Consider the following 26,069-nt stretch of genomic DNA (forward strand, 5'->3'; position numbering starts at 1 on the left):
TGAAATGCGACCTTCCAAGGTCGGTTCCGCAAGAAGCTGAGACGAAGGGCTAAAAGTGGGTGATGACCGCTGTCCTCGCGAACTTCCGTGCTCATGGCCAGGATAGGTCACGTACACACCCACTCCCGGACGGTGCAGCGAGAGCCCGAGCGCTCGCACGCCTTAAGCGCAAGATCTTCAGCTTCGCGGCGTGTCGGTGCCGAATTTGCGCTCCACGGCGTGACTGGATTGCGTTTTTCTTTGCCGATGGCAAGGACACCGCAATGATCATATGGAAAGCCGGTCTTGTCGTCGTCATCCCAGTGTCGATGATTGCGGAATATGCTGACTACGACGCAGTTGCTACCCTTATCCCGCTCACAATGCTTGAGCGCGATATCCATGGCTTCCTGCCGTTTGTCTGCGCCCCAGAAGAAACCGTATTTTTCATCGGGCGCGGAATAAGCGATGGCCGCCCATATGCCTCGTTCCTCCGGCGGCGGGGCCGGCGGTTGCTCTGCCGTAAAAAGATCAGCTGCCCCCAATTGACCGGTAGAGACAAACAGCATGCCGATCGCCGCAACGACATATCTCAATCTCATTTTGAGCCCCCTTGTTTTCTTGCTGCCGAAGCGACGGAAATGACGACGCAACCGTTTCCACTCGGCAGAAGCATGGCATCCCCCCCGTCATTGCCGAGTTCGTAGACACCGATCTGCCCGAGATTGTTGACGAGCTTGCTCCCGTTCGGAAACTTGGCCGAAACTTCCGGGCAGGAGCCTGTAAACGGTGCCACGCGAACCATTGCACCTTCGCAGCCGGATGCGATCGGCGCGGCGAATACGATGCCGGCGGCCGGACCGCTGTAGCCCTGCGTGGCATAGTTCATACCGACAAGCGCCTGCACCGCATGCTTGTCGGCCGCCTCGTTGTTCCAGATCGATTGGACATTGTATTGAGTGCCATTTGTCAGCAACTGCCCAAGAACCGGGAAGACGGTCGAACAGGATTGCAGGCCGGCCTGTTTGGCATGCTGCAGAAACGGCGTGTCTGGCAGTGCAGGATTTGCATCGTTCGCCGCGGCGACAGCCGGTTGCGGCAGCAGGTTGCCGATCAAATCGTATCTGGCAACGGCGTAGCCCGCAGCGCCCGCGATTGCAATTGCAAGCAGCGAGAGAAAGGTCGCCTTCCGCCATTTCCGCTGCGGCTTCGCTTGATCGTCGACCAAGTTCTGAATTGCGGCGTCGTTTCTGTTCCGGGACATGATGCGCTCGTGGATTGATTGCTGGGTCATTGAAAATCCGTCCGTCACTTTATCGCCTTAACGGCGGTGGAAAGGCCCTTGAGGTTTGCCGTCACGCTGATCGTCCTTCCATCCGCCGTTGGATAGGAGATCGCCGGCGCGGTGCTCTTCGAAATCTGCTCGCGCATCATCGGTCCGATCGGGAGCATGCCGACGCAAACCGTTTGGCTGCACCCATCGAGCTTGACTTGTATGGGCTCCTTGCGGCCCTCGAATTGGAGCGAGATATGACCGTCGCTCTTGGCAACCGGGGCGGTCCGCAAGATCATGTAGGGCTCGCCTTTTTTGGTTGCGGCGAGCGACCAGCTGAACGCAATTTGTCCCACCCCGTTCTCGATGATCTGGGTGACGTTGCAAACCCGCTGGTGGCTTTTCAGGTTTTCGTCGCAGATCAAGGTCCAGTTTTCGAACGGGCGAATGATCCTCTGATAGTCGCCAGGCTTCAGCTCCGGGGGAACCACAACCTCAGAGGGCTTTATGCGATAGTTTTCGAGGACAGCCTCCTGCCCAGCCGCAAACGAGCCGAACAGGAGCATGCACGCCATGAAAGCCGGGACGCCGAAAAGCGCTCCTTTAAGCATGACGGGCTCAATTCAAGGTAAAGCTGAGGCCAGCGCCGACGCCCACCTGGCCGCCGGCCGCCGTACCCGACAAGTTGCCGCGCATTCGCCCGTCTTCGCTGGTGTAACCGGCGCCGAAGGCCAAGGCGCCCTCACCCCGCCACACGCCGCCGCCGACGGCCACGCTCAGCTTGCCGGGACGGTCATCATAGCGAAGCGATGCCGCCGCAAGCCCTATCGCGGCCGCCTGTCTTGCCTCGGAACGTATGTCTCCGAGTTGCTGGTTCAGTTGCCCGAATTTCTGGTCCGTATAATTATTGGCCGCAGTCAACGTGTTGGCGACAGCGTTGTCCGTATACGATTTGACCTGGGTAACGCTGTCGCCCAATTGAGCGACATTCACCGCATCCGTGGCGGCAACGCCCCTGCCAACGTTGGAGATCACCACCGGCGCATTGACGTCACCGCCCTGCAGCGTGATGCTGTTCTTCTTGCTGCCATCTGAATTGAGGTCATATGTGACTGCATTTTTGGTGATGGTTCCAACACCGGTCTGCAGGCTCTCAATCGCCGAGTTGGTCGCAGAAAGCTGCGAGCCGTTGATGGCATCGGTGCTGTCGGCGGAAATGCGGCCGGCAGCGACATTCGTGATGGTTCTCTCCGCCCCTGCGGCACCCACACTCACCGTTCCGACAGGCGTGGTGCCGGCAAAGGCATAGTTCTTGCCCTGAATGGTGGTCCCGGCCGTACCGACAGCAGCCTGCGTTACCGAACCAGAGCCTAACGCCACGTCATTGGCATTGTTTGCCCGTGCCCCTTGGCCGAGAGCAACCGCACTCGGCCCTGCGGCCGCGGCTCCGTTGCCGGCGGCCAGGCTGTTCGTTCCACTGGCTACGCTCTGAGGCCCAATCGCAACACTGTCGGTGCCGCTTGCTGCGGAATCGGCCAGCGTCGAATTGGCATGGAAATATTTGATGCCGCCGCCATTGTTGATGTTGGTCAGCGTGTTGTTGACTGCGCCGAAGGCATCGTAGACCGTCGAATAGTTGTTGCCCTGGATGTTGTAGGTGGGACCGGTGATCGAGCCATCGGGGTTCACCGTCGTATTGCCCCCGATCAAGCTGGTGATATTGGTGCCGAGACCCCTGAGCTGGTTGACGTTTACGGCGTCGGTGCCAGCCGAACCGGCTGCGACATTGGTCAACTTGCGTTCTGATCCAGCCGAGCCGATCGACACTTCGCCGACCGAGTTTTGCAGGCCCGTAAGGGCGAAGGCGGTGTAGTTGGTCTGCGCGCCCACGGAGGTTATGGATTGCGCGCCGAGCGCGACGCTGTTGATATTATTGCTTTGCGCGCCGGCGCCGAGTGCGACCGATTGGATGCCCGCAGCAACCGAGTTTGTACCGAGCGCAACGCCGTCAGCCAGCATGACGTGGGCGTTCTGACCGATTGCCGTACCGCCGGGAGCGATCTGATCGACGATCGCGCCATTGCCGATGCCGATGCCATTGTCACCGTTGACCACCGTCGTCGGGCCCACCGCCACCGACTCGGCGCCGACGGCAAGGGAATCTCCGGCGATGGAGTTTGCATGGAAGTACTTGCCCGGTGTCGCAGCTACCGAGGCGATGGCGCCCTGGAGCTGCCGGACCGTGACGGCATCCTGCGTGTTTGTGCCATCGGCGACATTGGTGATCTGCCGGTAGGATGTGCTTGAACCCACAGATACAGCGCCCAGCAGGTTTTTATCCGTCGTATTGTACTGGATGAAGCCCGTCGGGCCTGCGGCTATCTGGCCGAACGCCGGGGCCAGAGGGCGATCGGAGATCGATCCCGAGCCAAGAGCCACGCCGCCAACGATGGCTGCATTGCTATTTCTTCCAAGCGCAAGCGAGTTGTCGGCAACGGAAGTGGCATTGTAACCGACGGCGGTGGAACCGATCCCTTGAGCTGAGGAATCGCTGACGGCAAGGGTCCTGTCGTTGGTGCGCACATATCGGATGCCCTTACCGTTTGCATCGGTGTAGGCCGTCGATGTGTCGCCGGCGATATTGTTGATGGTATTGCCGAGATTGGTGATGTCGGCCGTGTTCTGCGTGACCTGCCCGCCGATCGTCGTAACCGTGGTGCCGATGGCATTGACCGCCTGGTTGGTGGCAAAGAGCTGCGAGCCGTTGATCGCATCCGTCGAGGACCCGTTGATCCGTCCCGCAGCGACATTGGTGATGGTGCGCTCGGCGCCGACTGCGCCGACGCTGACCGTCGAGGTCGGATTGGTGCCCTGGAAGGCGTAGGTCGTGCCGTTGATCACCACACTTGGCGTGCCGACGGCGACCGCGGTCACCGAGCTTGAGCCGAGCGCCACGTCACCAGCGTTGCCGGCGGCGGAAAGAGCGCCCAGCGAGAGCGCATTCGAAGCGCCGGCATTCGCTCCTACGCCAAGAGCGGTCGCCTGAACGCCGGTTGCAAACGCGTTCTGGCCGATCGCGATGCTGGAGGTGGCTGTAGCATTGGCATTGGGTCCGACGGCGGTGCTGAATTGGCCCGAAGCCTTGGATATGTATCCAAAGGCCGTTGCGTCGAGGGCCGATGCTACCGCGCCGTTGCCGATGGCCGAGGCGTTGGCGCCGGAGGCGCTCGAGTTGGTGCCGGCCGCAATGGCGTTCGTCCCCGCCGCGGTCGAGACGGGTCCGATCGCGACCGAGTCCGTACCCGTCGCCGACGAGTCCGCCAGTGTCGAGTTGGCATGGAAATACTTGATGCCGCCGCCGACGTTGATGTTGTTGAGCGTGGTGCCGATGGCATCGACCGCCTGGTTGGTGGCAAAGAGCTGCGAGCCGTTGACCGCATCCGTCGAGGACCCGTTGATGCGTCCCGCAGCGACGTTGGTGATGGTGCGCTCGACGCCGACAGCGCCGACGCTGACCGTCGAGGTCGGAGTGGTGCCCTGGAAGGCGTAGGTCGTGCCGTTGATCACCGCATTGGGCGTGCCGACCGCTGCTGCGGTCACCGAGCCCGAACCAAGCGCCACGTCGCGTGCGTTGTTTGCCGTGGCCGCGTCGCCAAAGGCAAGCGCTCCGGCCGCGCCGGCGCGGCTCGTGTTGCCGATCGCGACCGAGCCTTGACCGATGGCGACATTGCCGTTGCCGATGGCAACTGCGCCATTGGCCTGGTTGGCGGCGGTGGCGCTAGCCGTGCCGTCGCTGTTGGCGATGTTATTGGCGCCGCCGGTGAAGGCACCCGTGCCGCTGGCATAGCTCGGATCGCCGATGGCGACCGCGCCGTCGCCGTAAGCGACGTTGCCGGCGCCGATGGCGACAGCCTTACCACCGGTTGCGGTCGCGCCAGTGCCGATAGCCACGGCGTTGGCGGAATCCGCGACGGACTGGAGACCCACCGCGATGGCGTTGGTTGCAGTCGCCCCGCTTTCGCGTCCCATCGCAATGGTGTCATCAGCGGACGCCGTCACGTCCGTGCCGACGGCGATGGCGCTCTGTCCACTGGCGCTCGTTGCAAAACTAGTCTGACCGACATAGACGGAGTTTAACCCGGACGCGCTCGTTCCAGCGCCGACAGCGACGCCATTCTGTCCGCTGGTTCGGGCACCGCGGCCGAGAGCGGTACCGTTGATTCCGCTGGCACCGGAATCACGTCCCACGGCCGTGGCGCCGGTGGCCGTCGCGCTGGCCTGGAAGCCCACAGCCGCCGAGGTGTCTCCGCTAGCTACGGTGCCGATGCCGAGCGCGGTACTGCCGGCTCCGCCGGCGTTGGCGCTGACGCCGGCAGCGAGAGAATTGTCTCCCGTCGCCTTCGTTCCAGATCCGTACGAGGCGGCGTTTATGCCGCTGGCAACGGCCTGGCGTCCCGTGGCAGTGGAATTGTCGCCGCTGGCGCTGGCACCGGCGCCCGTGGCAACCGAAAGAACACCACCGGCATTCGCATTGTTGCCGAGCGCGACGCTGGAGGTCGCGGTGCTTGCGACGATTGCGCCTGAGCCTATCGCAACGCTACCACCGGCAGCGAGCGCCTGCGCCTGGTTACCCAAGGCGACCCCGAAATCTCCCGACGCCACGGCGCTAGAGCCGACGGCGACCGAGTTAATCGCCGATGCCGCGGCTGACTTGCCAAGGGCAAGGGCACTGTCCGCGCTAGCGACGGAGCTCCAACCTCCCGCAAATGCAAAGTTGGCGGTGGCACCGGAGCTGACGCCGAGGGCGGTCGAGTTTCCTCCCGTCGCACTGGAGAAAGTGCCCAAAGCGCTGGCGCCCGCTGCGTTGGCAGTGGCGTTCACGCCGAGCGCCACCGAATTGACGTTGCTTGCGACCGTGCCGGCGCCCAGCGCCATCGCACCGCCGACGCCTGAGGCCGACGCACCCCGGCCAAGAGCCACCGTATATTGTCCCGACGAACTGGCCAGGTAGCCGACCGCCGTCGACGTGATACCCGAGGCGGCCGCTCCATTTCCGATCGCCGTCGCCTGATTCGCCGAGGCGTTGGCCGAGGTACCGAAGGCGCTAGCGCCGGTTCCTGTCGCCGAAGCGGTGGTACCGATGCTCGTCGCCCATGCCCCCGTAGCGACCGCCGCATTGCCGATTGCCACCGCCTCAAAGGTAAAACCGACAGGAGCTGTTCCGCTTGCATCGGCGTTGTTGCCGATGGCGATCGGCGAGCCGCCGGCGCCGCTGGCGACCGCCTGGGCGCCGGTGCCAATACCGACTTGCGAACCCGCGCCGCCTGTGGTCGCCCCGCCAAGGGTCACGGTGGCGGCACTCGCCCCCGAACTCGCAGCCATGACCATGGCAACGGCGGCTGCCGAAGCCGGAAGCATCCCGAGGAGCCCGCCCCTACCGATGCCGAGCATTCCGTGCCCCAACCGGCTCCGCTTGAAGCCGAGCACACGATGGGCCATGCGCAGCACCGCCATCAAGCGACGGCGGACCGAGCGGTCGACGCCACCACCTGAAACCCAGTTTCGAGCAAATCCGGTACGAGACTCGACCTGCAGAGGCTCCCCAACGCATTCCTTCATGCTGCTTTCTCCTCGCTGTTGGCTGGACGGCCAGGCTCGCTTGGACCCGCATCGGCGGCCGAGTCGTCGTTTAAATCATGCATTTCTTGAAGCGCGCGCCCCATCTTGGCGGCTTGGCTTTCGAGCTGCTCGCGGATACTTTCGACCCACGGCTGCGACAGAGTTGGGACGGTATGCAATGCAGCATCGGCCCGATCGGGCAGAAGCTTTGTCCCCACAAGGGCTCGGCAGGCTTCGAAATGGAGCAAGGGATCGCCGTCTGCATATGCCGGGGAGGTCAAACCAAGGACAAGGCAGGCAAATAGGTAATCAAGCTCCGCATCAGTTATGCGACTGGCGTACCGTCGTTGTAGGGCCGTCCATGCCACCTCGATTTTCGGAGCAAAGATTTCAAATCCCGGAAATTGAATGTCCATAATGCACCGAATGATTGCCATCGGGAACATGGCCTCATTTCAGCGCGACCGTATTTTAGAAAATTCCGGATTTTTTTTAGAAAACTACGATTTCTCGCTCAGCCGACGGCGGGTGTCGCCGCTTTGCCACACCTACCTGAGGCTGTTTCGCAAACTCTGCTGGTAATTTCCTGGCTTCAGGAAGCAAACTCTGCTCCGTTCGCGTGAATGCGGATGCTCATTCAGGCGCGGGCCTTTTTCCGGCCAGAACTCAACAATGAGTGTAAGATAGCGATATTGGTTCCGGCCGCATCCGATCGAGACGCGTCCGCAGGGCGCGCCAAGTTATCGCTCGAACCGCAGCTCTTTCGGCGTCCGTCCGCGATATCTCTTCATCGTTGTCGCCAAATGGCTTTGGTCCGAAAACCCGGCCACGTAAGCGACTTCTGCAATCGGCATCTCGCTCTCTACAAGCAATTTTTCCGTAAAGTCCAAGCGCAGATTTATGAGGTAACGGTGGGGCGGCATGCCAAAAGTCACGGCGAACCTGACTATGAAGTGGTTCGGCGAAATGCCAGCGACAGCAGCAAGTTCAGCGACGTGAACCTTCTCCGTAAAATGTTCACGGAGATACTCTTCCACGCGTCGGGCGCTTTTGGCGGAGAGCCCTCCTCTGGGCGGCTGCGGCTGTTTCATATGGCTTGCATAAGTGCGAAGGAGATGCGTGCTAAACAGAGTAACCAATGAATCAAGATAGAGTTCATTCGGAGTTGCTTTCCCGGTTAATTCGACAGAAATCCTCTGCGCAATGCCGAGGGCTGTGGGATCGACGGTCCCGAAGGCAGGCGGCTGAAGCTCGACTTTGGCAAGATCAAACTCCTGCAGCGCAAGCTCGGACAGCACTTCGGGGGGAATGGCAATGACAAGATTTCTCCTGGTTTCTGACCAGGCAAGACTGCTATCCACGCCCGCGGGATTAACCGCGATGGCGCCGATTGGCGCATCGTATTCCGAGATCCTGTCGCTACCGAGAGAAGCCCTCAGGCTACGGGTCGGCGCTAACATGATTCCTACCGCGTGCTCTTTTGCCAGGAACGTCTGGGATCCGGGATTACGGACGGAGCTAATGACGCTCCCACGCATGGTGGCCTTTCTCGGGCCTGCACTTTCAGGAATTATGTCAAATACATATCGATCGGCCCGTTCCCGAGCCTCACTTCCATAATTCATCCTTCATCGCCCCGCCCGAACGAAATCCTGTAAGCGCGAACAAGCAGGCGAGATCTCAGTTTCGCATGAGATCTCAATTTCCCAACACTGCCAGCTCAACGCAGCCGCAAATCAGCCTATAGTCCGAGATTAAATAGTACAAATAGCTGAGTTTGGAAGGGGAGATATGTGTATGGTAAAAAAAGGAGTAAGCCGGCAGAGCGCATCACATTCCCATCAGAATGAAGGCATCTCGCGCACCTCAACAGAGGGCTGTTCTCAGGCTAAATCTTAGTTCGCCGAAAAGCAGAAAAACCGATTGTCGCGCCATTGTGGCTGCTAAAGATCGCCTCGGCGCTTTTCATATAGATCCCATGCAACGTCCGCCATCGCCAGAAGCACATCTTTCTCATTCCATCCAGCTGCGGCAGCGGCTCGAACTATTTCATCGACGATAGGCAGCAATTGACGTTGGCACTCGCTTGAAATCTCATCTGTGCCGTTCCCCAGAGGCGGATCACTAAATTTGAATTCTACCATTCTCAATCTCACAGGATTACTATATGCCAGCTATCACATTCCTAATGTAAAATAAATCGAAAGAACGCGTAAGAGTCTTTTGTGGGCAGTACCCAATCAGACTATCGCTATGCTGCAACCAATCCAACTTTGATCACAATCGCTGACCCGGCGTCACTCGCAAACTCACCGCGTGCGCTGCAAACGATACAAGAAAAAATAGAAACTATTCTGCCACTTCGACCGGTCAGACTGCAAAGCGCTGTGGTGAATACCTGAACGGTGAATATTTAGGCAGCTCGACAACAGAAAATGCTATCAGCGACGCCGGCCTGATTGTTGCTTAAACGATCAGCAAGCCGCACCTCATTGACCGTCAGGCGCCGCTGCCGAGGAGGCAGCGGCGGGGCTCTTGTTGCGCCGGCCGTCAATCGCAACCTCAAGGTCTCTGCCGAAAGCGCGAACCGACGCAACCCGTTCGCAATCACTCAAACGCCGCGCTTGTTTCCCCAGATAAGCACATGCAGTTGCGGCAGCACTCTCGCCTCAAACCATTTGTCATCGCCGACCTTGTCGACCAACCAGCGCATGCGTTCGACAATGCCGTCGATATCCACAAGGGCATCGTCCGCGTCGGCAGGTGGCGGCGTATGATTGCCGGGCTGCAGATAAAGTGGCAGATGGGGATAGCGCAACGAGGCATCGCGCGCATAGGCATAGTCAACATCGTCGAATACGACGATCTTCAGCGCGATCTGCGGCTTGCCGCCTGCCATGCGCAGACAGTCATCGAAATCAGCCCAGTTCGTCGCCATACCGCTCGAAGGCGGCTTCGAGCTCAGCACCAGCACATCAAGCTCCGAGAACCATTCCTTGGCCACGCTTCCCTGCGTTTCCAGCGCAAAACGGTAGCCTTCCGTATGACCGCGCGCGATCAGCGGACCGAGAGGCTGGATCGCGGGATTGCCGCCCGAGAGCGAAATCGTCAGCGGCTTGCCGCCCGAGAGCCGCGTCACCTCCTGCCAGATCTCGTCGACGGGCATCGGCTGCCATTGATCGCGGTATTCACTGTCGACCGCATGCAGCGTATCGCACCAGGAGCAGCGATAATCGCAGCCGCCAGTGCGCACGAAAATCGTGGGAAGGCCGATCAAGATCCCCTCGCCCTGGATCGTCGGCCCAAAGATCTCGCTAACGCGAATGCGCGCTTCACTCATGGCCGGTATTCCGCCCATGTCTTTGGCGTCTCGCTGACGCGCACGGCTGATGTCTCCGGCAATCGGACCTTGCACCAATCGTAGAAATGCTTGGCGAGACACTCCGAGGTAACGCGATCGTGGCCGAGGACAGCATTGAGGTGGCGGTGGTCGAACTCATCGTCGATGTAGCGCTTCAACGGCTGAAGCTCGTGATAGTCACGCACAAAGCCGTTCCCATCGAGTTCGGCCGCCGAAAGCTCCACCACGACGATGTAATTATGCCCATGCAGGCGCGCGCATTGATGATCGTCGGGCAAATGCGAGAGCTGATGCGAGGCGGAGAAATGAAACTCCTTGGTGATGCGGAACATCACTTCACCTCCTCGGCAGAAAAGCCTGATGTCGCTGATACCCAGAAATCGGGATCCTCGTAATCGGTAGGATCTTCGACACCGGCGAGGTGGAAGGCTTCGCGCCGCTCGACGCAGGTGCCGCAACGGCCGCAATGGCGCTCACCGCCCTTGTAGCAGGACCAGGTTTCGGCAAAGGGGGTTCGGTGCCGAGCGCCGTCGGTGACGATATCCGCCTTCGACACCGTCACATAGGGCGCGTAGAGCGAAACGCTGGCATAGCCGTCGAGCGCATGGTTCTGCATCTGCTGGAAGGCGTCGATGAAGCCGGGGCGACAATCGGGATAGATGAAATGATCGCCGCCATGAACGGCAACGGCGACCGCATCCGCCTTCTGCGCAGCCGCAAGCCCGAAGGCGATCGCCAGCATGATCGCGTTGCGGTTCGGCACGACGGTCGCCTTCATGGTTTCCTCGGCATAGTGTCCATCAGGCACATCGACATTGTCGGTCAGTGCCGATCCGGTCAGGTGCCTGCCAATGGCTGTTATGTCGATGATCTGATGCGGCACGCCGAGCCGTTTGGCGCAGGCTGCGGCGAATTCCACTTCCTTGCGATGCCGCTGGCCATAGTCGAAGGAGACGAGGCCTATAAGCTGATGTTCAGCCGCGACCTTATGGGCGAGCGAAACGGAGTCCAATCCGCCGGAGCAGACGACGATAGTCTTCATAATTCAGGATCCCTTGTTTTGACCGGGTGGGCTGCGACCGGATTTCATGGCTCCTGCAAGCCACGGCAGGCTCCCTAGCAACAGAATCCGGAAGAAACAAGGCATCCGTTTTATTTCTTGGCGGCGCGCCGACAGGTGCAGATACGTTGTATCTGATAATGGGGGCTCGCCTGACGCTCCAAATTTCCCCTGGATGTTGAAACCGGATGGCACCTGCCGGCGCGGCTCTCGGGGTCCATCCGGTTCGCTGCCCCAGCGGTGATTGCACAAATGGGCCTTCGACCTTTCACCACCAATTCAAGGCGGGACGTCGCTGAGGCGGTGCGATATCAAAGGCAGCTTTGCTTGAAGGAGGCTCCAAAATTCGGGACTCTACTTAAGCGTGATACGAAACAGGCGGCTGTTTGCCGAGGGGATGCCCCCGCACGTTTCTGCGAGGACGCTCAACCGTCAGCGGCCTGCGAAGCGCTGTTTCGCGCTGTCGGTCACAGGCGTATAGAGGCTGACGAGCGTCCCCTCCGGATCGCGGAATTGCGCCGCCCTATTGCCCCACGGCATCATTTTCGGCTCGTGCACAACCTCCGCCTCACCCTTTAATCGGGCGAAATCGGTGTCGACATCATCGACTTGGAACTCAAGGATGATCGATCGATTGGCACGGGGTTCGGCGCTGCCCTCCCTGAACAGAGCGACAGTCTCGGCGCTTCCGATGGCCAGCGTTGCCGCGGGAGTGACGATCTCTGCAAAGACTGGCGCCAGCCACTCGGCCGTCTGGCCGGTGACCATCTCGTAGAAGCTGACAACCTTCTTGATGTCGGCAGCGATCAGACGCGTGGAAGCTAATTTCATCGGTTACTCCTTCAAGAGGCCCGCAGGATTGTCGGCGCCTTGAAGGCTCTTGTCGCACAAGCCTGCTGCCACCATACTGGCAGCAGGAGTCAGTAAGAATGCGCCGCGCCGACCGATTGTTTCAGATCATCCAAATCCTGCGCCGGTCGAGCAGACCGGTGACCGCCGCCGCGCTTGCGGAGGAGCTCGAAGTCTCGAAGCGCACGGTCTATCGCGATGTCGCCGATCTCATGAGCCAGCGGGTTCCGATCGAGGGTGAAGCAGGCTTCGGATATCTCCTCTCATCCGACTACGAAATGCCCCCGCTCATGCTGACGCCGGAAGAGATCGAGGCGGTGATGCTCGGAGCACAATGGGTTGCTGGCCGTTCCGACAAGACGCTCTCCAACGCCGCCCGCGATGTCGTTGCGAAGATCGCTGCAGTGGTTCCCAAACACCTGCGTCCTTACATCGTAGAGCCGAGCGTCGGCGCCAAACCGGTGGTCCAGGGCCACGAAGAGGAGAACATCGACCCGTCGATGCTCCGCGCTGCGGTGCGCGAGGGACGCAAGCTTCGGCTGAGTTACCGCTCAGACGCGGGCGAAGAAACCGCACGGACCGTGTGGCCCGTTATCCTCGGCTATTCGGACACCAACCGAATTCTGGTGGCGTGGTGTGAATTACGCCAGGGCTTTCGGCATTTCCGTACGGACCGGATTCTCGCGGCCGATATGCTCGACGAAGGGCATGGCCTTCGTCCAGGCGAGCTGCGCCGTCGCTGGTCGGCCTGGCGAGAGGCTACCCTCCAGCAATCGAAGCGCTTCACCTCCGACTGACCGACAGTGGAATAGATTGGAAATCGGACCTGTATGGAGGCGAAGTGCTGGCATTGTCGCGCCGACTTGAACTGCTGCATCATACCGGGCTCCCGTCATCGCAGCGTCAGATGCGAGTTCTCCACCCGATTATTTCGGCCCTTGCGCGAACGGTGCTCGACACCCGGCATGTTCGCCTGGAGCGCACGGCCGAAGGATAAGCTTCCCGCATCGACCGCAATGAACCCTGCGTACCGTTGCCTTTTTGGCAACTGACAATGCGCATAATTGTTCTTTATTAGAACACTAAATTCCCCCATCATCCTTGCATTGGTGGATAACGAGACGAAAAGTCCGATCGCCCAATCAACAGGGGAACTATCAGCATGTCTCAATTCATGATGAATCGTCGCCGTTTCCTGTCCAATGCTGCTTTGGTCGGAGGTCTCGCTGCGACCCAGACTTTTGTCGGCATTCGCGCTGGCAAGGCAGCCGATGTCGCCGAAGTCCGCATGCAGCTCGGCTGGCTTGCCTCGAACGGCCTGATTGGCGAGGTCGCGGCCCAGAAGAAAGGCTTCTTTACTGAACAGGGCATCAATCTTACCATCGTGCCGGGCGGCCCGAATGTGGATGGCGTCGCCGGCGTTGCTGCCGGCCAATCCACCATCGGGCAGATCTCCTCAAGCCCCTCGGTCATGCTCGCCCGCTCGGCCGGCATGCCGGTCAAGGCGTTTCTTGCCGGATATCGTAAGCATCCGTTTACATATTTCTCCCTGAAGAAGGCACCGATCCGCGAGCCGAAGGATATGATCGGCAAGACGATCGCCACGCAGCCAACCGCCTTCATCCTGCTGCGCGCATTGTTGGCCCAAAACGGCATTCCGGAAGACAAGGTGAAGATGGTCAATATGGGTTCCGACATGAACCAGTTGATCACTGGTCAGGCCGATGCCGTCACCGGCTGGGTGACGAACACCAATGCGCTGAAGGTATTGGGCGGCGAGCGCGTCGACATGATGCTGTGGGATGCCGGCCTGCAGCTCTACGCCAACGTCTACTACACGACCGATGAACAGCTCGACAAACATTCCGACGTGCTGGTGCGCTTCACCACGGCCGCCGCCAAGGGCTGGGGCTATGTTCGCGACCATCCGGAAGAAGCCGTCAGCATGCTGGTCGAGGCCTATCCCAATCTCGACAAGGCGAGCGAGCTCGAGGCAGTCCACTCGGTCATTGACTTCTCTTTCGGCGACAGCACCAAGCAGACCGGCTGGGGCGCGATGAACAAGGACAATTGGGCCGCCCAGATCAAGGCCTATGCCGATCTCAAGCAGTTCACAGGTGCTACCCCGACCGTCGATGACGTCGCCACCATGGCGATCCTCGACGCGACCACCGAAATCCGCAAGCAGATCGGGTGAACGTCATGATGAGCGCCGCCACCATCAAGCAGCCGCAGCCGCTACCGGCAGCCGAAACGGCAGGGCTTGCCGTTTCCATCCGCGATCTCGACATCCGCTTCGGCGACAAGGGCAATGAATTCACCGCCCTGTCCAATGTCTCTGTCGATATTCCGGAAGGCTCGTTCGTCACCATGCTCGGGCCGTCCGGCTGCGGCAAGTCGACCTTGCTGCGCTGCATCGCCGATCTTGTCCATATCAGCGACGGCTCGGTTTCGGTTTTCGGACGCCCACCGCGCCAGGCGCGCGAGGGCCGCGACTTCGCCTTCGTCTTCCAGGAAGCGACGTTGCTACCGTGGCGCAGCGTCATCGACAATGTCCGCCTTCCTCTTGAAGTGGGCAAACACGACAAGAGCTCCTATGCCGATCCCATGGAACTGCTGGCGCTTGTCGGCCTCAATGGGCGCGAGAACGCCCTGCCGCACGAATTGTCTGGCGGTATGCGCCAGCGTGTCGCCATCGCCCGCGCCCTGGTGACCAAGCCGCGCATCCTGCTGATGGACGAGCCCTTCGGCGCCCTGGACGAAATCACTCGCGACAAGCTCAACGAAGAACTGCTGCGCATCTGGCGCGAGACGGGCACGACCATCGTCTTCGTCACCCACTCCATCCCCGAGGCCGTCTTCCTCGGCGAGCATGTGCTGATGCTTCAGGCCCACCCCGGCCGGGTGAAGGAATTCATGAAGGTCGACCTCCCCTATCCCCGCGCGCTTGCGATGCGCGACACGGTCGACTTCATCAAGGTCACCGCGCATCTGCGCGCGCTGCTGGAGGAATGCATATGAGCAACGCCGTGCACTCTGATATCGGCCGTATCTCCAAGGCACCGCGCAAGGTCGCCGTCCTGGACGCAACCGTCGGCGTTCTTTCCTCGCATATGCCGGCGATCCTTGCGGCACTCGGCTGCATCGTGCTGTGGCAGGGGGTCATCTGGATCTTCAAGATCCCGACCTTCATGGCACCGAGCCCGCTCGACGTCCTCTATGCGTTTCGCGACAACGCCGCGACACTGACGCGCAACTTCCTGCCGACGGTGCTCGAGGCCGTTCTCGGTTTTATCTTCGGCAATCTCGTCGCCATCCTCCTGGCAATCTGGTTCGTCCACAGCGCCACGGCGGAGAGAGCCTTCTATCCGATTGCCGTCTTCGTCAAAGCGATCCCGATCATTGCACTTGCGCCGATCCTCGTCTTGATCTTCGGCAACGGCGTCGCCCCGAAGATCATCATCGCCGGCCTCATCTGCTTCTTCCCGACACTGGTCAACATGGTCCAGGGACTTCGCTCCGCCAGCCCTGCCATGCTCGATCTGATGCGCGTGCTTTCGGCCAGCAACTCCGAGATCCTCTGGAAGGTTCGCCTTCCAAGCTCGCTGCCGTTCCTGTTCGCCGCCTTGAAGATTGCCGCGACCAGCAGCGTCATGGGGGCGATCGTGGCGGAATGGATCGGCTCCAGCTTCGGGCTTGGCGCACTCATCATCGAGGCGACCTATAATTTCCGCTCGCCGCTTCTCTACGCAACGGTCGTCATTGCCGCGCTGCTGGCCGTGATCCTCTTTTTCATCGTGTCGGTCGCAGAGGCGAAGATGATCCGCTGGAAGCCGGCCGGGCAGCACTGAACCCTAAAAAATCGAGGAAACACCAATGGAACAGGTTATTCGTCAGCCTGCACGGGACATCCGTGTCGTCGATCGCTCCGATGTGGTGGTGGTCGGCGGTGGCCCGGCAGGGATTGCCGCAGCCGTATCGGCCGCCCGCAACGGCGCCAGCGTCACGCTTCTCGAACGCTATCCCTATGTCGGCGGACTTGCTGCCGGCGGCATGGTGCTGGTGCTCGACGACATGATCAACGAGCTCGAAATCACCGTACGCGGCATCTGCATGGAGACGATCGAGCGCATGAAGCGCTGGGGACTCTGCGTCACCCCCACCGATCGAGATCGCCTGATCGAATTCCGCGACACGCCGGAGGCATGGCAGCGCTGGGCTCGCTGGGGGCTCTTCGACTTCCATACCCAGTCGATGCCGCATCCGATCTGCTTTTCGGCCGCATTCGATCCCGACGCCTTCAAACGCGCCGCCTATGACATGATCGGTGAGGCGAAAATCAAGCTTAGAACCCATAGCTGGTTCTCCTCGGCAATCGTTGAGGGTGGCGCGATCAAGGGCGTGATCTGTCAGACGAAGAATGGCATGCAGGCGGTCCTCGGCGATGTCGTCATCGACACCACGGGCGATCTCGATGTGGCGGCAAGCGCGGGAGCCGATCACGTCGAATCCAACTTCATCCTGACGACTGTGTCCCGCTGGGGCGGCGTCGATACGGAAGCGGCGGAGCGTTTCGAGCAGCAGGAGCCGGAAGCCTTCAAGACGCTCGATCATGAAGCCAAGCGGCTGATCGGCGGCTGCTGGTCCTTCTGGTGGCTGAAGACGCCGCTGCCAGGCGTCGTCTGGCTGAACTGCCCGCATATGCCGACGCTGAGCGGCCTCAAGGTCGAAGACCTGACCAAGGCGGAGATGGAAGGCCGCTCGCGCATCGCCAAGCTGCTCGATTTCGCCCGCGAAAAGATGCCCGGCTTCGAGAATGCTTATGTTGTCGATTTCGCGCCGCAGACCGGCGTACGCCAGACGCGGCTGCTGCAAGGCGACTATGTCGTGACGAAGGACGACGTCATGACCCGCCGTCATTTTGCCGACACGGTCTGCCGCGGCCGCGACTACTACACGCCTTACCGGGCCATGCTGCCGAAGGAGATCGATCAGCTGATCGTTGCCGGCCGGCACTATTCGGCAACGCCGCAGGCGCAGAAATCCAGCCGCGAGATCCCGCCCTGTATGGCGATGGGCGAGGCGGCGGGTGTGGCCGCAACCGTTGCCCTCAATGCCGGCACGACCGTTCGCAAGGCCGATATCCGGGCAATTCAGAAACAGATGCGGGCTCAGGGCGCCGATCCCGGCGACATCCCCTCGGAAAACGCGACATATTTGGAGGCTGCAGAATGACGACTTTGCCACTCGACGGAATCCGCGTGATCGATTTCACGCAAGTCATGCTCGGACCATGCTGCACGCAGGTTCTGGCGGACTACGGCGCCGAAGTCATCAAGATCGAAAAGGTCAAGATCGGCGATCTCTCGCGCTGGTCGCTCGGCTCCGATCCGGATGGTCTCAACAATCCGGTCTTCTGCTCCTTGAACCGCAACAAGAAGAGCCTGGCGCTCGATCTCAAAGACGCGAGCGCCCGCAAGACCGTCCAGGCACTGCTCGAGACGGCCGACGTCGTCGTCAACAACTTCCGGCCTGGCGTCATGGAGCGCATGGGCTTCGGCTATGAAGACCTGAAAAAGATCAATCCCCGCCTGATCTACGCCGTCGGCACCGGGTTTGGACTGACCGGCCCCTATCAGCACAAGGGCGGCCAGGATGTGCTGGCGCAGGCCGTCTCCGGCGTCATGCGCCGCAAGTCCGACAACAGCCACCCCACGTCGATCTATGCCACGCCGCTTGCCGATTATTCGGCGGGCATGCATCTCGTCCAAGGCATCCTTCTAGCCCTCCTGCAGCGCGACAAGACGGGCGAAGGCCAGCAGGTGGCCGTCAGCCTCTACAATTCCATGATCGCCATGCAGATGCAGGAAGGCACGACGCATCTGATGCGGCAGAGGGATCTGAACTGGGGCGCCTTCCCGCTGACGGGCGTCTTCGAGACGACGGACGGCGCGATCGTCATGGTCGGCGCCTTCAAGCCAAATCCCTTGCGCGATATTTGCGAGGCGCTGGAGATCGAGGACCTCTCGCAATATCCGCACTACAAGGATTTCGATGCGCAGATGGCGCGGCGGCCGGAGTTACAGGCGATCTTCCGCGACAATTTCGCCAAAAACAGCACCGCTCATTGGATCGAGCGGCTGGAGGCTGTCGATATTCTTTGCGCTCCAGTGCGTTCGCTGCCGGAGGCTCTGAGGGACGAGCAGACCATCATCAACAAGATGATCCTCGAGGCAGGCGAGACCGCCGCTGGCCCGATCCGCCTGATCGGTTCGCCGATCGATATGTCGGCCGCGCAGGTGAGCGTGCGGTTTGCGCCGCCGCAGCTTGGCCAGCACAATGAGGAAATTCTGGCCTCGCTTTCCGAGCTTCAGGGGGATGCTGCATGAGCGTCTCGTTTACGGTAGAAGACCGCGTCGCCCGCGTCACGCTCGACCGCCCCGACCGGATGAACGCGGTCGATGCCGAGACCGAGGCCGCACTCGAGGCGATCTGGACGGAGATCGAGCGTCGCGACGATATCAGCTGCGTCGTCCTGACGGGCTCTGGCGAGAAAGCCTTCTGCGCAGGCGCCGACCTCAAAGGCGGCAGCGGCAGTTCCGGCGTCGATTACTGGACGGTCGGGCGGGAAAACGGTTTCGGAGGCCTTGCGTTCCGCCGCTCGCTTGACGTGCCCGTCATCGCCCGCGTCAACGGCTATGCACTTGGCGGCGGCTTCGAGATGGTGCTCGGCTGCGATATCGTCGTTGCGGTGGAGACGGCTCGCTTCGGTCTGCCCGAAGCCCGCGTCGGCCGCATGCCGCTTGATGGCGGCATGGTGCTTTTGCAGCGCAAGATCCCGTTCAATCGTGCCATGGCCGTGATGCTGACGGGGCGGCAGTTCGGCGCGCAGGAAATGGCAAGCTACGGCGTGGTGAACGAAGTTGTGTCGGCTGCAGAGCTGGACGCCGCAGTCGATCGCTGGACCGCTGACATCGTCGCCTGCGCGCCGCTGTCGCTGCGGGCCATCAAGCAGACGGTCAATCGCACGGCGCATTTGAGCCCGGCCGAAGCTCAGGCGCTCAGGACACCGGCACTGATCAAAGCCCTGAAAAGCGAGGATGCCATGGAGGGTGTCGCGGCTTTCCGCGAGAAGCGGGCGCCCGTTTGGCGCGGCAGATAGGCATGCTATAGCTTCGAGATTGCCGAGGGCTTTTCATGCATGCCAGCATCCTGAAGTATTTCGCCGAGGTCGCACGCTCCGGATCGATCCGCAAGGCATCCGACGAGCTGCATGTCGCGACATCCGCCGTCAGCCGCCAGATCAAGAAGCTGGAAGACGAACTCGGGACACCGCTGTTCGAGCGCTTTTCCGACGGGCTGCGGCTGACGTCTGCGGGCGAAATCGTGCTGCGCCACGCCAAGGAGACGCTGCACGAATATGAGATCATGAAGTCCAACCTCGGCGATCTCCACGGCAAGAGCACCGGCCGTGTCCATATCGCCGCCTTGGACAGCCTCGCGATCCAGTTCCTGCCGGAGTTCGTCTCCAGCTTTCACAAGAAGCATCCGGCGGTGGATTTCCGCATCCGCACCGATAACTACAACAATATCTTCCGCTTTCTGGCGGAAGGCGACGTCGACATCGGCGTCACCTTCGATCTTGCCCGGCCGCACGACATGAAGCTGATCCATGGCGTGCGCATGCCGCTGATGGCGATCGTTGCCAAGACCCATCCGCTGGCAAGGCAGAAATCCGTCACGCTGCAGGAATGTGCCCAGTTCAATATGCTGCTGCAGCTCGACAACGAGGTCATGAGTTCGATGATCGCCGTTGAACTCGGGGCTCTCAACCGCGTCGGGCGTACGCTGGTGGCGACAAACAATCAGATGATGCTGAAACCCATGATCCTTGCCGGCGAAGGCGTCGCTTTCTTCACACCGCTTGGCTTGCTGCGCGAGCTGGAAGCCGGCGATGCCGTCGCCCTCTCGATCGCAGGATCGAAGCTCCAGGATCTCGAAGTCGGCATCGTCGTCTCACGCCGCCGACAGCTCACCCATGCGACGGAGGTCGTCGCCCAATCGATGGGCGAGGAACTGTCGAAATTCGCCGGGAAGATCAACACGCTGGTCTCACGTTAGAGGAAACCGATCATGGCACCGCGGTTGCTGCTCAATCCAGGTCATGCGCCTGCCGAAAGGATCACCGACGGTGCTGAGCTGCCGCAGGCGCTTCAATCTTTTGGCCTGCAGCCCGGCGATCTGGCTCTGCCCTCGCCCGTCAATGCCCATGACCATGGCTACGGCATCCGCACCCTCGATTTCGGCGCCGTCGACGATGCGCTCGAAGTGTGGATACCCGGTCTGAGGCTGCGGCCACGCACGGATCCCTATCTCGAAGCGCTCGTCGCCTTTGGCCGCCTTGCCGGAACCGGCGTCGGCGCAACGATGCATTGCCATAACTCCTTGAACGTCGATCGTCTGGTCGGCGAGGCTGACGCAGTCATGCGGGCCGCCCTCGACATCGGCATTCGGCTTGCGCTCTCCTGCCCGCTGCTCGACCATGATGCCTGGGCCTATGATGGTGGGCCGCAACGGCTGCGGCCTTTTCTATCTCAGGATGACTGGCAGGCGCTTGCCGGCACTATCCCCAGCTATGCGCCGATCCACACGCAGCTCGCAGCCGTCGAGGCAGTTGCCGCTGCCAATACCAGCCCGTTGATCGACGTGCAGTATGGGCCGATCGGGCCGCAATGGTGCTCGAACGCTCTTCTGGAGGCGATTGCCGAGGCTTCAGCGCTCCATGACCGGCGTATCCACATGCACTTGCTCGAAAGCCCGCGCCAGCGCATCTGGCTCGACAGACGCTTTCCCGAAGGCGTTGTCACCTATCTCGACAAAATCGGCTTCCTCTCGCCGCGGCTCGCCATTGCCCATGGCGTCCAGCTAAGTCCCGACGAGTGCGAACTGCTTGCCGAGCGCGGTGTGCAACTCGTCAGCAATCCCTCTGCCAATCTGCGTCTGCGCTCGGGCATTGCCCCGATCGCATCCACGATCAAGCCGGGCCGCCCGGCCTTCGCCATCGGCCTCGACGGCACCGGATTGGACGACGATCAGGATCTATGGCGGGAAATGCGGCTCCTCTATCTCCTGCAGGGCGGGCGTAGCCTGTCGCGACGATTGACGGCACAGAATGTGTTCGATGCCGCGATCCGGGTGGGCGGCCAAGTGATCAACGCAAGCGAGGCCGAGGACTTCACAATCGTTGACTATCAGGCCCTGATTGCCGAGGCGCTGTTCGACGATGACGACGAGGCGGAAGTGCTGTTGACCCGCATGAGCGCGCGGCATGCTACGGGCCTTGTTGTCGCTGGCCGGGAAGTGATGCGTCAAGGAGAGCTGACGGGCATCGACTTCGATGCGGCCTTGTCCGAGCTGCTGGCACAGGCAAGAGCCGATCTGCCAAGGCTTGAGAAGCAGCGCCCTCTCGTCAAAGCGTTATCCGAAGCGACACGCACCTATTATGCAACTTGGCCCGGAATCACCTGAAACCGGACCAAAGCAAGATCATGCATCGACCAGAGCCCCGATTCGCAACGCATCGAGACTTTCGAGCCTCGTCCTGTCGGTGATTGGCATCTGCGGCGGTAATACCTTATTCCAGACCGTATTACCGGCGCGATTGCCGACGAGATGCTTGACAGCTGGAATAAGGGGATGGGCGGAGATGGCCTGTCGCAGGCCACGGACCTGTTCCAACAGCTCGGCATTCTCCTGATCGCGCCACAGCTGTTGCGACGAGCGAGGATCGATATTGACGGTCGCTGATATACAGCCGGCGTAAGCATCGCGACCGGCATCGGCAAGTGCCGCCTCGCTGCTCGGGAAGACGCCGAAGCCAGCGATTTTGGCAAGCTCACGCGCATAGGCAAGATTGCCGGAACTATCCTTTGCCCCATGGATCCGCTCCGGAAAAGCCTGCGAAAGCCGCGCTGACAGTGCGGGGGAAAACTCGATGCCGGTCAATTGCGGGAAGTTGTAGAGGTAGATCGAGATCGGGGTCTCTGCCGTCATTCTCACAAGCTCGGCGAACCAGGCGAACAAGCCATCCTCCTCAACAGGCTTGTAGTAATAGGGCGGCAGCACGAGTGCTGCCGCAAAACCGAGATCGAAGGCGCGGCGCGTCAGTGCTGCCGTCGTTTCAAGGTCCGGCGTGCCAGTTCCGACCATCAGCCTGCGGCCATCCAATCCACGTGCCGCAGTCGTCATGAGAGCGCTGCGCTGGGCGGCGGAAAGGGAATTGGCCTCGCCCGTCGTGCCCAGCACGTTCAGGAAATCGCAACCATTGTCCAGGCACCAGCGGGCATGCTCGACGAAAGCGTCGGCATTGATGTCGCCATGATTGTCGAAAGGCGTCGGCACGGCGGCGATCACGCCGGCAATCCGGGTCTGCGTCACGAGAAGGCTCCTCCCATTCTATTAGATTCTGTTTTCACTCGGGCTGCGATAGGCCGCCACGAAAGGATGATCGAGGCTGGTGATGCGGCTCTTGTCCCAACCGCCGGGAGCGCCCCAGCCGGTGACATCATCGGTAAAGAAATCGCGATTGACATCGCGCAGGAACAGCCGCTCTGCCGGCATTTCCTCATCCCACAAGATAGCGTCGACCGGACAAACGGAAAGACAGAGCCCGCAATTGATGCATTCTTCCGGCTGGATGTAGAACATCCTGCCGCCCTCATAAATGCAATCGACAGGGCAGGCCACCGTGCAGGCTCCATCCTTCGTATCGATGCAGGGTTCGGTAATTACGTAAGCCATGACGTTCGCCTCGCGGCGCTCTGAAGGGCGCCTTTAGCAAACTATGGCAAACAAGAGCGTTCTGAAGAAGCGCCGATTTTCGGCTCTTTCATTGCCAAAACGGCAACGCTCGGGCCGAGCGATTGGCGGTCCACGAGCAGATGGTTTGCGGGAAAATGTAGCTTCCGCCATTCGAGACAGAGCCACATCGGGAAATGTCATGCTGCAAGATCGGCCGCGCCCCAGAGAGCGGGCAGCACGGCTTCGGGATCGACCTCGGCACAGATGATCGTTCCGTTCCACCCGACCACATGGCGGAGCAGTATCGGTAGCGTCGAGATCGGATCGGGTCGCGCGGTCAATGGGATCGATCAGAATGTCAAATTCAATATGGCTCCAGTTGCCGAAAGTCTGTCGCAAACTCTTCTGAAAGCAAGAAGCAGGCCATCCGTTGAATATATTCTGGAATGATGTAAGTACTTTCCGCCGTCTAGGTAATCCCATGGCGAGGCCGCCTTGCTGTAACGGGATTTTGGCTGGTCGTATCGACGAGAGTCGATATGTTTCATTAACCCGATAATGACTGTGGCTAGCTAGGGATTGCCGGTTGGAAAACCTTTCTGGATTGCGTGTTTCCAAGCGGCGATACCGCCTTGCACTTCTGTCGACCGGCATCCTTCTGGTGGTTGCTCTCGGCAGCTCATTCGCCAGCCGCGCCGCCCTGGGCCTCGCCGTTGAAAGCTGCAGGCTCAATTCCACTCTGACCGGCGCCGCATTTCCCTGCCTCAAGGTCGTTCAGAAACCGCAGCCCCTGGCGTCCTATGCAATCCTGCGCGAACCAACCCACAAAGAACGAACCATTCTCACGCCGCTTGCCGATGTCAGTGGCATAGAAGACAAGCGCCTTCTGGTTCCCGACGCACCCAATTACTTCCTTGATGCTTGGAACGAGTGGGCGATCGTCATGGGCGACCATGCGAACCGGGATCCGTGGCGGGATGCAGCATTGGGGATCAACGCTGCAAGCAACCGTACGCAGGACCACCTTCACATTCACATGGGATGCGTATCCAGCAGCTTGAAATTGGCGTTGAACAGTCATGCAGCCGACATCGGCGCAGAAAAATTTCAGCGCATAAACACTAAATCTGCCTGGCGATCCTTCTGGGCAAGATTTGTCAGCGCCGATCAATTTGAAAATATCAACCCATTTCAGCTTGTTGCAGACGACGTTCCGCACGCGCGCGCAGATATGGAGAACGTCACAATCGGCATCGTCGGAACCTCACGGCAGGACGGGCAGCAAGGTCTCTACCTGCTTGCCGAGATCTTTGGTGACAACGATTCCTACGGCTCGGCAGAGGAATTGGTCGATCCAAAATGCCGCTTATAAACAGGCGGGAACGGAAGCGCCTCGAGCATGCCCGAGCCAACGGGCTCTCCATCGATATTTGCGAAACGCGTAGCAAGGTAAGCCGCCAGCACCCGCAAGTCGGCAGGGCTGAGTAAGTAGCAAGATTCCGAACGGCCGGACGAAGGCCCAACTTTCCACGCCTCCCGGCTTCGGCTAACGCTCAGAACTCTTGTCAGACCGCGGCAGGATACCGTCTCACGACGCAATCCCGAAGTGACCGAAGCCCGCTAGCCTTTCAGCTTTCACCGGCAACCGCGTGTTTGTCGGATGCAAACACGATTGCTGCCGAGGCTTCTTCAAACGCATTGTTTAGAATGAGCAGTTTGCACGCCTGGGCGCGGGCATATTGCTCGTAGAAACCGCGCGAGATCCAGATGGGTGAGTGACCCCGCCGCCCGCTCCACCCCATACACCCGATCGCTTCGGCAGCCGAAAGCTTGCGGCTTGTATGGGCGCGGGAGAGACCGGAAGATCGCGCCAGATGGGAAATAGCACTCACATCGGTAAGATATCTGCTCTGCTCCGGCAGCCTCTCGGGGCCGATGCCAACGACGAGGCGATCCATCAACAATCCGCCCGGGTCGGCCCAGGTGAAAATCGCAGAAAGGGGCCCGGGAATGCGCATCTCCGGGCTCGACAGCAAAACGTCGGCGACACCCGGCTGCATGCACGCGAGCATGCTTTCAGGATGCCCTAGGAACCGGACGGCCCTGTGCCCACCGTCGATAAGGTCGAGGGCCTCAAAATGGACGGCGTACCACTGGATCAGCATCGACAAGGCCGCACGGGACGGAACCACCTGGCCCGTATGGCCATCAGCGGCACCGTCTGCCAAACGAATGACATCGTATTTCAGCACCTCGTCGAAGAACGCGTGAGCCGTATTGCGGCTGGCGATCCCATGCTGGAGGGCGACATTCGCAAAAGCTCGCCGCGTCAGCCCGCGCCCGCCAGATGCGGCCGCGCGAAAATGACAGGCAAGGGCTGTGTGGTACAGGAGCCAGCGCTGTTGCGTCGCGAAAAGAGCTGCCACCCTCGGGGAAGTCTCGTGCTCCGCGATAAAACTCCTTGCCAACAGCAGCATTGCGCGCGGGAAGGCTTCCGCCCCGATCAAGAGATCCACCTCGCGCGTCGCAGCCGCTGCGATTTCGCGCGGAGCACTCGACGACCGGGTTGTTGGAAAATCATAAACTTCACCCACGGGGAAACGCCCTCAGCACCATCATTTGACAGGTGTCCAAATCACACAGGCGAGTCGCTCCCGGACAGCCATCAGTCCCGGAATGGGCGAGATCGGCAAAATACCGATCTGCCGGAGAAATACCCCGCCCCCAGCTTCTTCGCTGGATGCGCCTGTTCCCGCCAATGATCTGCAATTCCGGCTCATGGCGCCGGTTGCACGACACAGGCCGCGCCATCGCCGAGGCAGACGACGGTGCCATCGAAACGCGGATCAACGATGTAAGGGCTGCCATCATTGCCTGTCCCATCGCCGGCGAAGGTCGGGGCGCCGTCTTGCCCCTGGACCGGCGGCAGCGGCGGCATGTCGGGGGCGAAGCTGCGCGGCGTGTTGATGCTTGCCAGCTCCGTGGTCGGGCTTGTGGCGGTCACCGTCAGCACGCCGCCGACGAAGCTCAGATCGTAGTTGGCCGAGGCYGTMAGCGTKCCCTGCGTGATGGCATAGCTGCCCGGTCCGGAAACTCGGTCGGCCGCGGTCGCCAGCTGACCGAAGAGG

At 60.7% G+C, this 26,069-nt stretch carries 26 protein-coding genes; 10 read left to right on the forward strand and 16 right to left on the reverse strand.

Features of this window, described 5'->3' with window-relative positions; genetic code table 11:
• Positions 1-107: 107 nt before the first annotated feature.
• The 11 genes from QD409_RS28930 to QD409_RS28980 all read right to left on the reverse strand — a co-directional run bounded on the left by QD409_RS28930 (position 108) and on the right by QD409_RS28980 (position 12,123).
• Complete coding sequence (locus tag QD409_RS28930; protein WP_430764346.1) at positions 108-581, reverse strand: DUF4189 domain-containing protein; 474 nt, start codon at positions 579-581, stop codon at positions 108-110.
• Positions 578-1,273: a hypothetical protein gene (locus QD409_RS28935; RefSeq protein WP_430764322.1), complete on the reverse strand. Its 696-nt coding sequence runs from the start codon at positions 1,271-1,273 to the stop codon at positions 578-580. The genes QD409_RS28930 and QD409_RS28935 overlap by 4 nt, the downstream gene beginning before the upstream one ends.
• A gap of 14 nt (positions 1,274-1,287) precedes the next feature.
• On the reverse strand, positions 1,288-1,863 hold the full coding sequence (locus tag QD409_RS28940) for an invasion associated locus B family protein (protein ID WP_430764323.1): 576 nt from the start codon (positions 1,861-1,863) through the stop codon (positions 1,288-1,290).
• 7 nt (positions 1,864-1,870) lie between these two features.
• Entirely contained in the window at positions 1,871-6,871 is a 5,001-nt protein-coding gene (locus QD409_RS28945) for a beta strand repeat-containing protein (RefSeq protein WP_430764324.1), read from the reverse strand.
• Complete coding sequence (locus QD409_RS28950; RefSeq protein ID WP_430764325.1) at positions 6,868-7,317, reverse strand: hypothetical protein; 450 nt, start codon at positions 7,315-7,317, stop codon at positions 6,868-6,870. The genes QD409_RS28945 and QD409_RS28950 overlap by 4 nt, the downstream gene beginning before the upstream one ends.
• Positions 7,318-7,611: 294 nt before the next feature.
• Positions 7,612-8,331 (reverse strand): helix-turn-helix domain-containing protein, encoded by a 720-nt coding sequence (locus tag QD409_RS28955; RefSeq protein WP_430764326.1) that lies wholly within the window; start codon positions 8,329-8,331, stop codon positions 7,612-7,614.
• 483 nt (positions 8,332-8,814) lie between these two features.
• The gene (locus QD409_RS28960) at positions 8,815-9,015 is read right to left on the reverse strand and encodes a hypothetical protein (protein WP_430764327.1); all 201 of its coding nucleotides are present in this window, start codon (positions 9,013-9,015) and stop codon (positions 8,815-8,817) included.
• 467 nt (positions 9,016-9,482) lie between these two features.
• Positions 9,483-10,211, reverse strand: coding sequence for a 7-carboxy-7-deazaguanine synthase QueE (gene queE, locus QD409_RS28965; protein WP_430764328.1), 729 nt, complete (start codon positions 10,209-10,211; stop codon positions 9,483-9,485).
• Positions 10,208-10,564 carry a 6-carboxytetrahydropterin synthase QueD gene (queD, locus tag QD409_RS28970; protein ID WP_430764329.1) on the reverse strand — a complete coding sequence of 119 codons (357 nt, stop codon included), beginning with the start codon at positions 10,562-10,564 and terminating at the stop codon, positions 10,208-10,210. The genes queE and queD overlap by 4 nt, the downstream gene beginning before the upstream one ends.
• Complete coding sequence (queC, locus tag QD409_RS28975; RefSeq protein ID WP_430764330.1) at positions 10,564-11,274, reverse strand: 7-cyano-7-deazaguanine synthase QueC; 711 nt, start codon at positions 11,272-11,274, stop codon at positions 10,564-10,566. Before queC ends, queD begins: the two co-directional genes overlap by 1 nt.
• 450 nt (positions 11,275-11,724) lie before the next feature.
• Complete coding sequence (locus tag QD409_RS28980; RefSeq protein ID WP_430764331.1) at positions 11,725-12,123, reverse strand: VOC family protein; 399 nt, start codon at positions 12,121-12,123, stop codon at positions 11,725-11,727.
• Between the two features lie 98 nt (positions 12,124-12,221).
• Between QD409_RS28980 and QD409_RS28985 the strand changes: the two genes are divergently transcribed.
• The 9 genes from QD409_RS28985 to QD409_RS29025 all read left to right on the forward strand — a co-directional run bounded on the left by QD409_RS28985 (position 12,222) and on the right by QD409_RS29025 (position 21,669).
• Positions 12,222-12,938, forward strand: coding sequence for a helix-turn-helix transcriptional regulator (locus QD409_RS28985; RefSeq protein WP_430764332.1), 717 nt, complete (start codon positions 12,222-12,224; stop codon positions 12,936-12,938).
• A 365-nt stretch (positions 12,939-13,303) separates the two neighbouring features.
• A complete protein-coding gene (locus QD409_RS28990) occupies positions 13,304-14,338 on the forward strand; it encodes an ABC transporter substrate-binding protein (protein WP_430764333.1) in 1,035 nt (344 codons plus the stop codon).
• 5 nt (positions 14,339-14,343) lie between these two features.
• Positions 14,344-15,162: an ABC transporter ATP-binding protein gene (locus tag QD409_RS28995; protein WP_430764334.1), complete on the forward strand. Its 819-nt coding sequence runs from the start codon at positions 14,344-14,346 to the stop codon at positions 15,160-15,162.
• The gene (locus QD409_RS29000; RefSeq protein ID WP_430764335.1) at positions 15,159-15,992 is read left to right on the forward strand and encodes an ABC transporter permease; all 834 of its coding nucleotides are present in this window, start codon (positions 15,159-15,161) and stop codon (positions 15,990-15,992) included. The genes QD409_RS28995 and QD409_RS29000 overlap by 4 nt, the downstream gene beginning before the upstream one ends.
• Positions 15,993-16,017: 25 nt before the next feature.
• Complete coding sequence (locus QD409_RS29005; RefSeq protein ID WP_430764336.1) at positions 16,018-17,376, forward strand: FAD-dependent oxidoreductase; 1,359 nt, start codon at positions 16,018-16,020, stop codon at positions 17,374-17,376.
• Positions 17,373-18,530: a CaiB/BaiF CoA transferase family protein gene (locus QD409_RS29010; RefSeq protein ID WP_430764337.1), complete on the forward strand. Its 1,158-nt coding sequence runs from the start codon at positions 17,373-17,375 to the stop codon at positions 18,528-18,530. The genes QD409_RS29005 and QD409_RS29010 overlap by 4 nt, the downstream gene beginning before the upstream one ends.
• A complete protein-coding gene (locus QD409_RS29015) occupies positions 18,527-19,303 on the forward strand; it encodes an enoyl-CoA hydratase-related protein (protein WP_430764338.1) in 777 nt (258 codons plus the stop codon). Before QD409_RS29010 ends, QD409_RS29015 begins: the two co-directional genes overlap by 4 nt.
• 35 nt (positions 19,304-19,338) lie before the next feature.
• The gene (locus QD409_RS29020) at positions 19,339-20,262 is read left to right on the forward strand and encodes a LysR family transcriptional regulator (protein WP_430764339.1); all 924 of its coding nucleotides are present in this window, start codon (positions 19,339-19,341) and stop codon (positions 20,260-20,262) included.
• A 12-nt stretch (positions 20,263-20,274) separates the two neighbouring features.
• The gene (locus QD409_RS29025) at positions 20,275-21,669 is read left to right on the forward strand and encodes an amidohydrolase family protein (protein ID WP_430764340.1); all 1,395 of its coding nucleotides are present in this window, start codon (positions 20,275-20,277) and stop codon (positions 21,667-21,669) included.
• Positions 21,670-21,687: 18 nt separating this feature from the next.
• On the opposite strand, the gene QD409_RS29030 is transcribed toward QD409_RS29025, so the two are convergent.
• From QD409_RS29030 to QD409_RS29040, 3 genes are all read right to left on the reverse strand, one after another.
• A complete protein-coding gene (locus QD409_RS29030; RefSeq protein WP_430764341.1) occupies positions 21,688-22,578 on the reverse strand; it encodes a dihydrodipicolinate synthase family protein in 891 nt (296 codons plus the stop codon).
• 21 nt (positions 22,579-22,599) lie between these two features.
• A complete protein-coding gene (gene fdxA, locus QD409_RS29035) occupies positions 22,600-22,941 on the reverse strand; it encodes a ferredoxin (RefSeq protein ID WP_430764342.1) in 342 nt (113 codons plus the stop codon).
• A gap of 197 nt (positions 22,942-23,138) precedes the next feature.
• Positions 23,139-23,282 (reverse strand): hypothetical protein, encoded by a 144-nt coding sequence (locus tag QD409_RS29040; RefSeq protein ID WP_430764343.1) that lies wholly within the window; start codon positions 23,280-23,282, stop codon positions 23,139-23,141.
• Positions 23,283-23,527: 245 nt separating this feature from the next.
• Between QD409_RS29040 and QD409_RS29045 the strand changes: the two genes are divergently transcribed.
• Positions 23,528-24,313, forward strand: coding sequence for a CDP-diacylglycerol diphosphatase (locus QD409_RS29045; RefSeq protein ID WP_430764344.1), 786 nt, complete (start codon positions 23,528-23,530; stop codon positions 24,311-24,313).
• 256 nt (positions 24,314-24,569) lie between these two features.
• On the opposite strand, the gene QD409_RS29050 is transcribed toward QD409_RS29045, so the two are convergent.
• Together QD409_RS29050 and QD409_RS29055 are read right to left on the reverse strand one after the other, a co-directional pair.
• A complete protein-coding gene (locus QD409_RS29050; protein ID WP_430764347.1) occupies positions 24,570-25,457 on the reverse strand; it encodes a hypothetical protein in 888 nt (295 codons plus the stop codon).
• Positions 25,458-25,717: 260 nt separating this feature from the next.
• The coding region (locus QD409_RS29055) for an MBG domain-containing protein (protein ID WP_430764345.1) at positions 25,718-26,069 on the reverse strand (352 nt) is incomplete at its 5' end.

Origin of the sequence: Rhizobium sp. BR 315 (assembly GCF_050577975.1) — a bacterium.
Lineage (GTDB): Bacteria > Pseudomonadota > Alphaproteobacteria > Rhizobiales > Rhizobiaceae > Rhizobium > Rhizobium miluonense.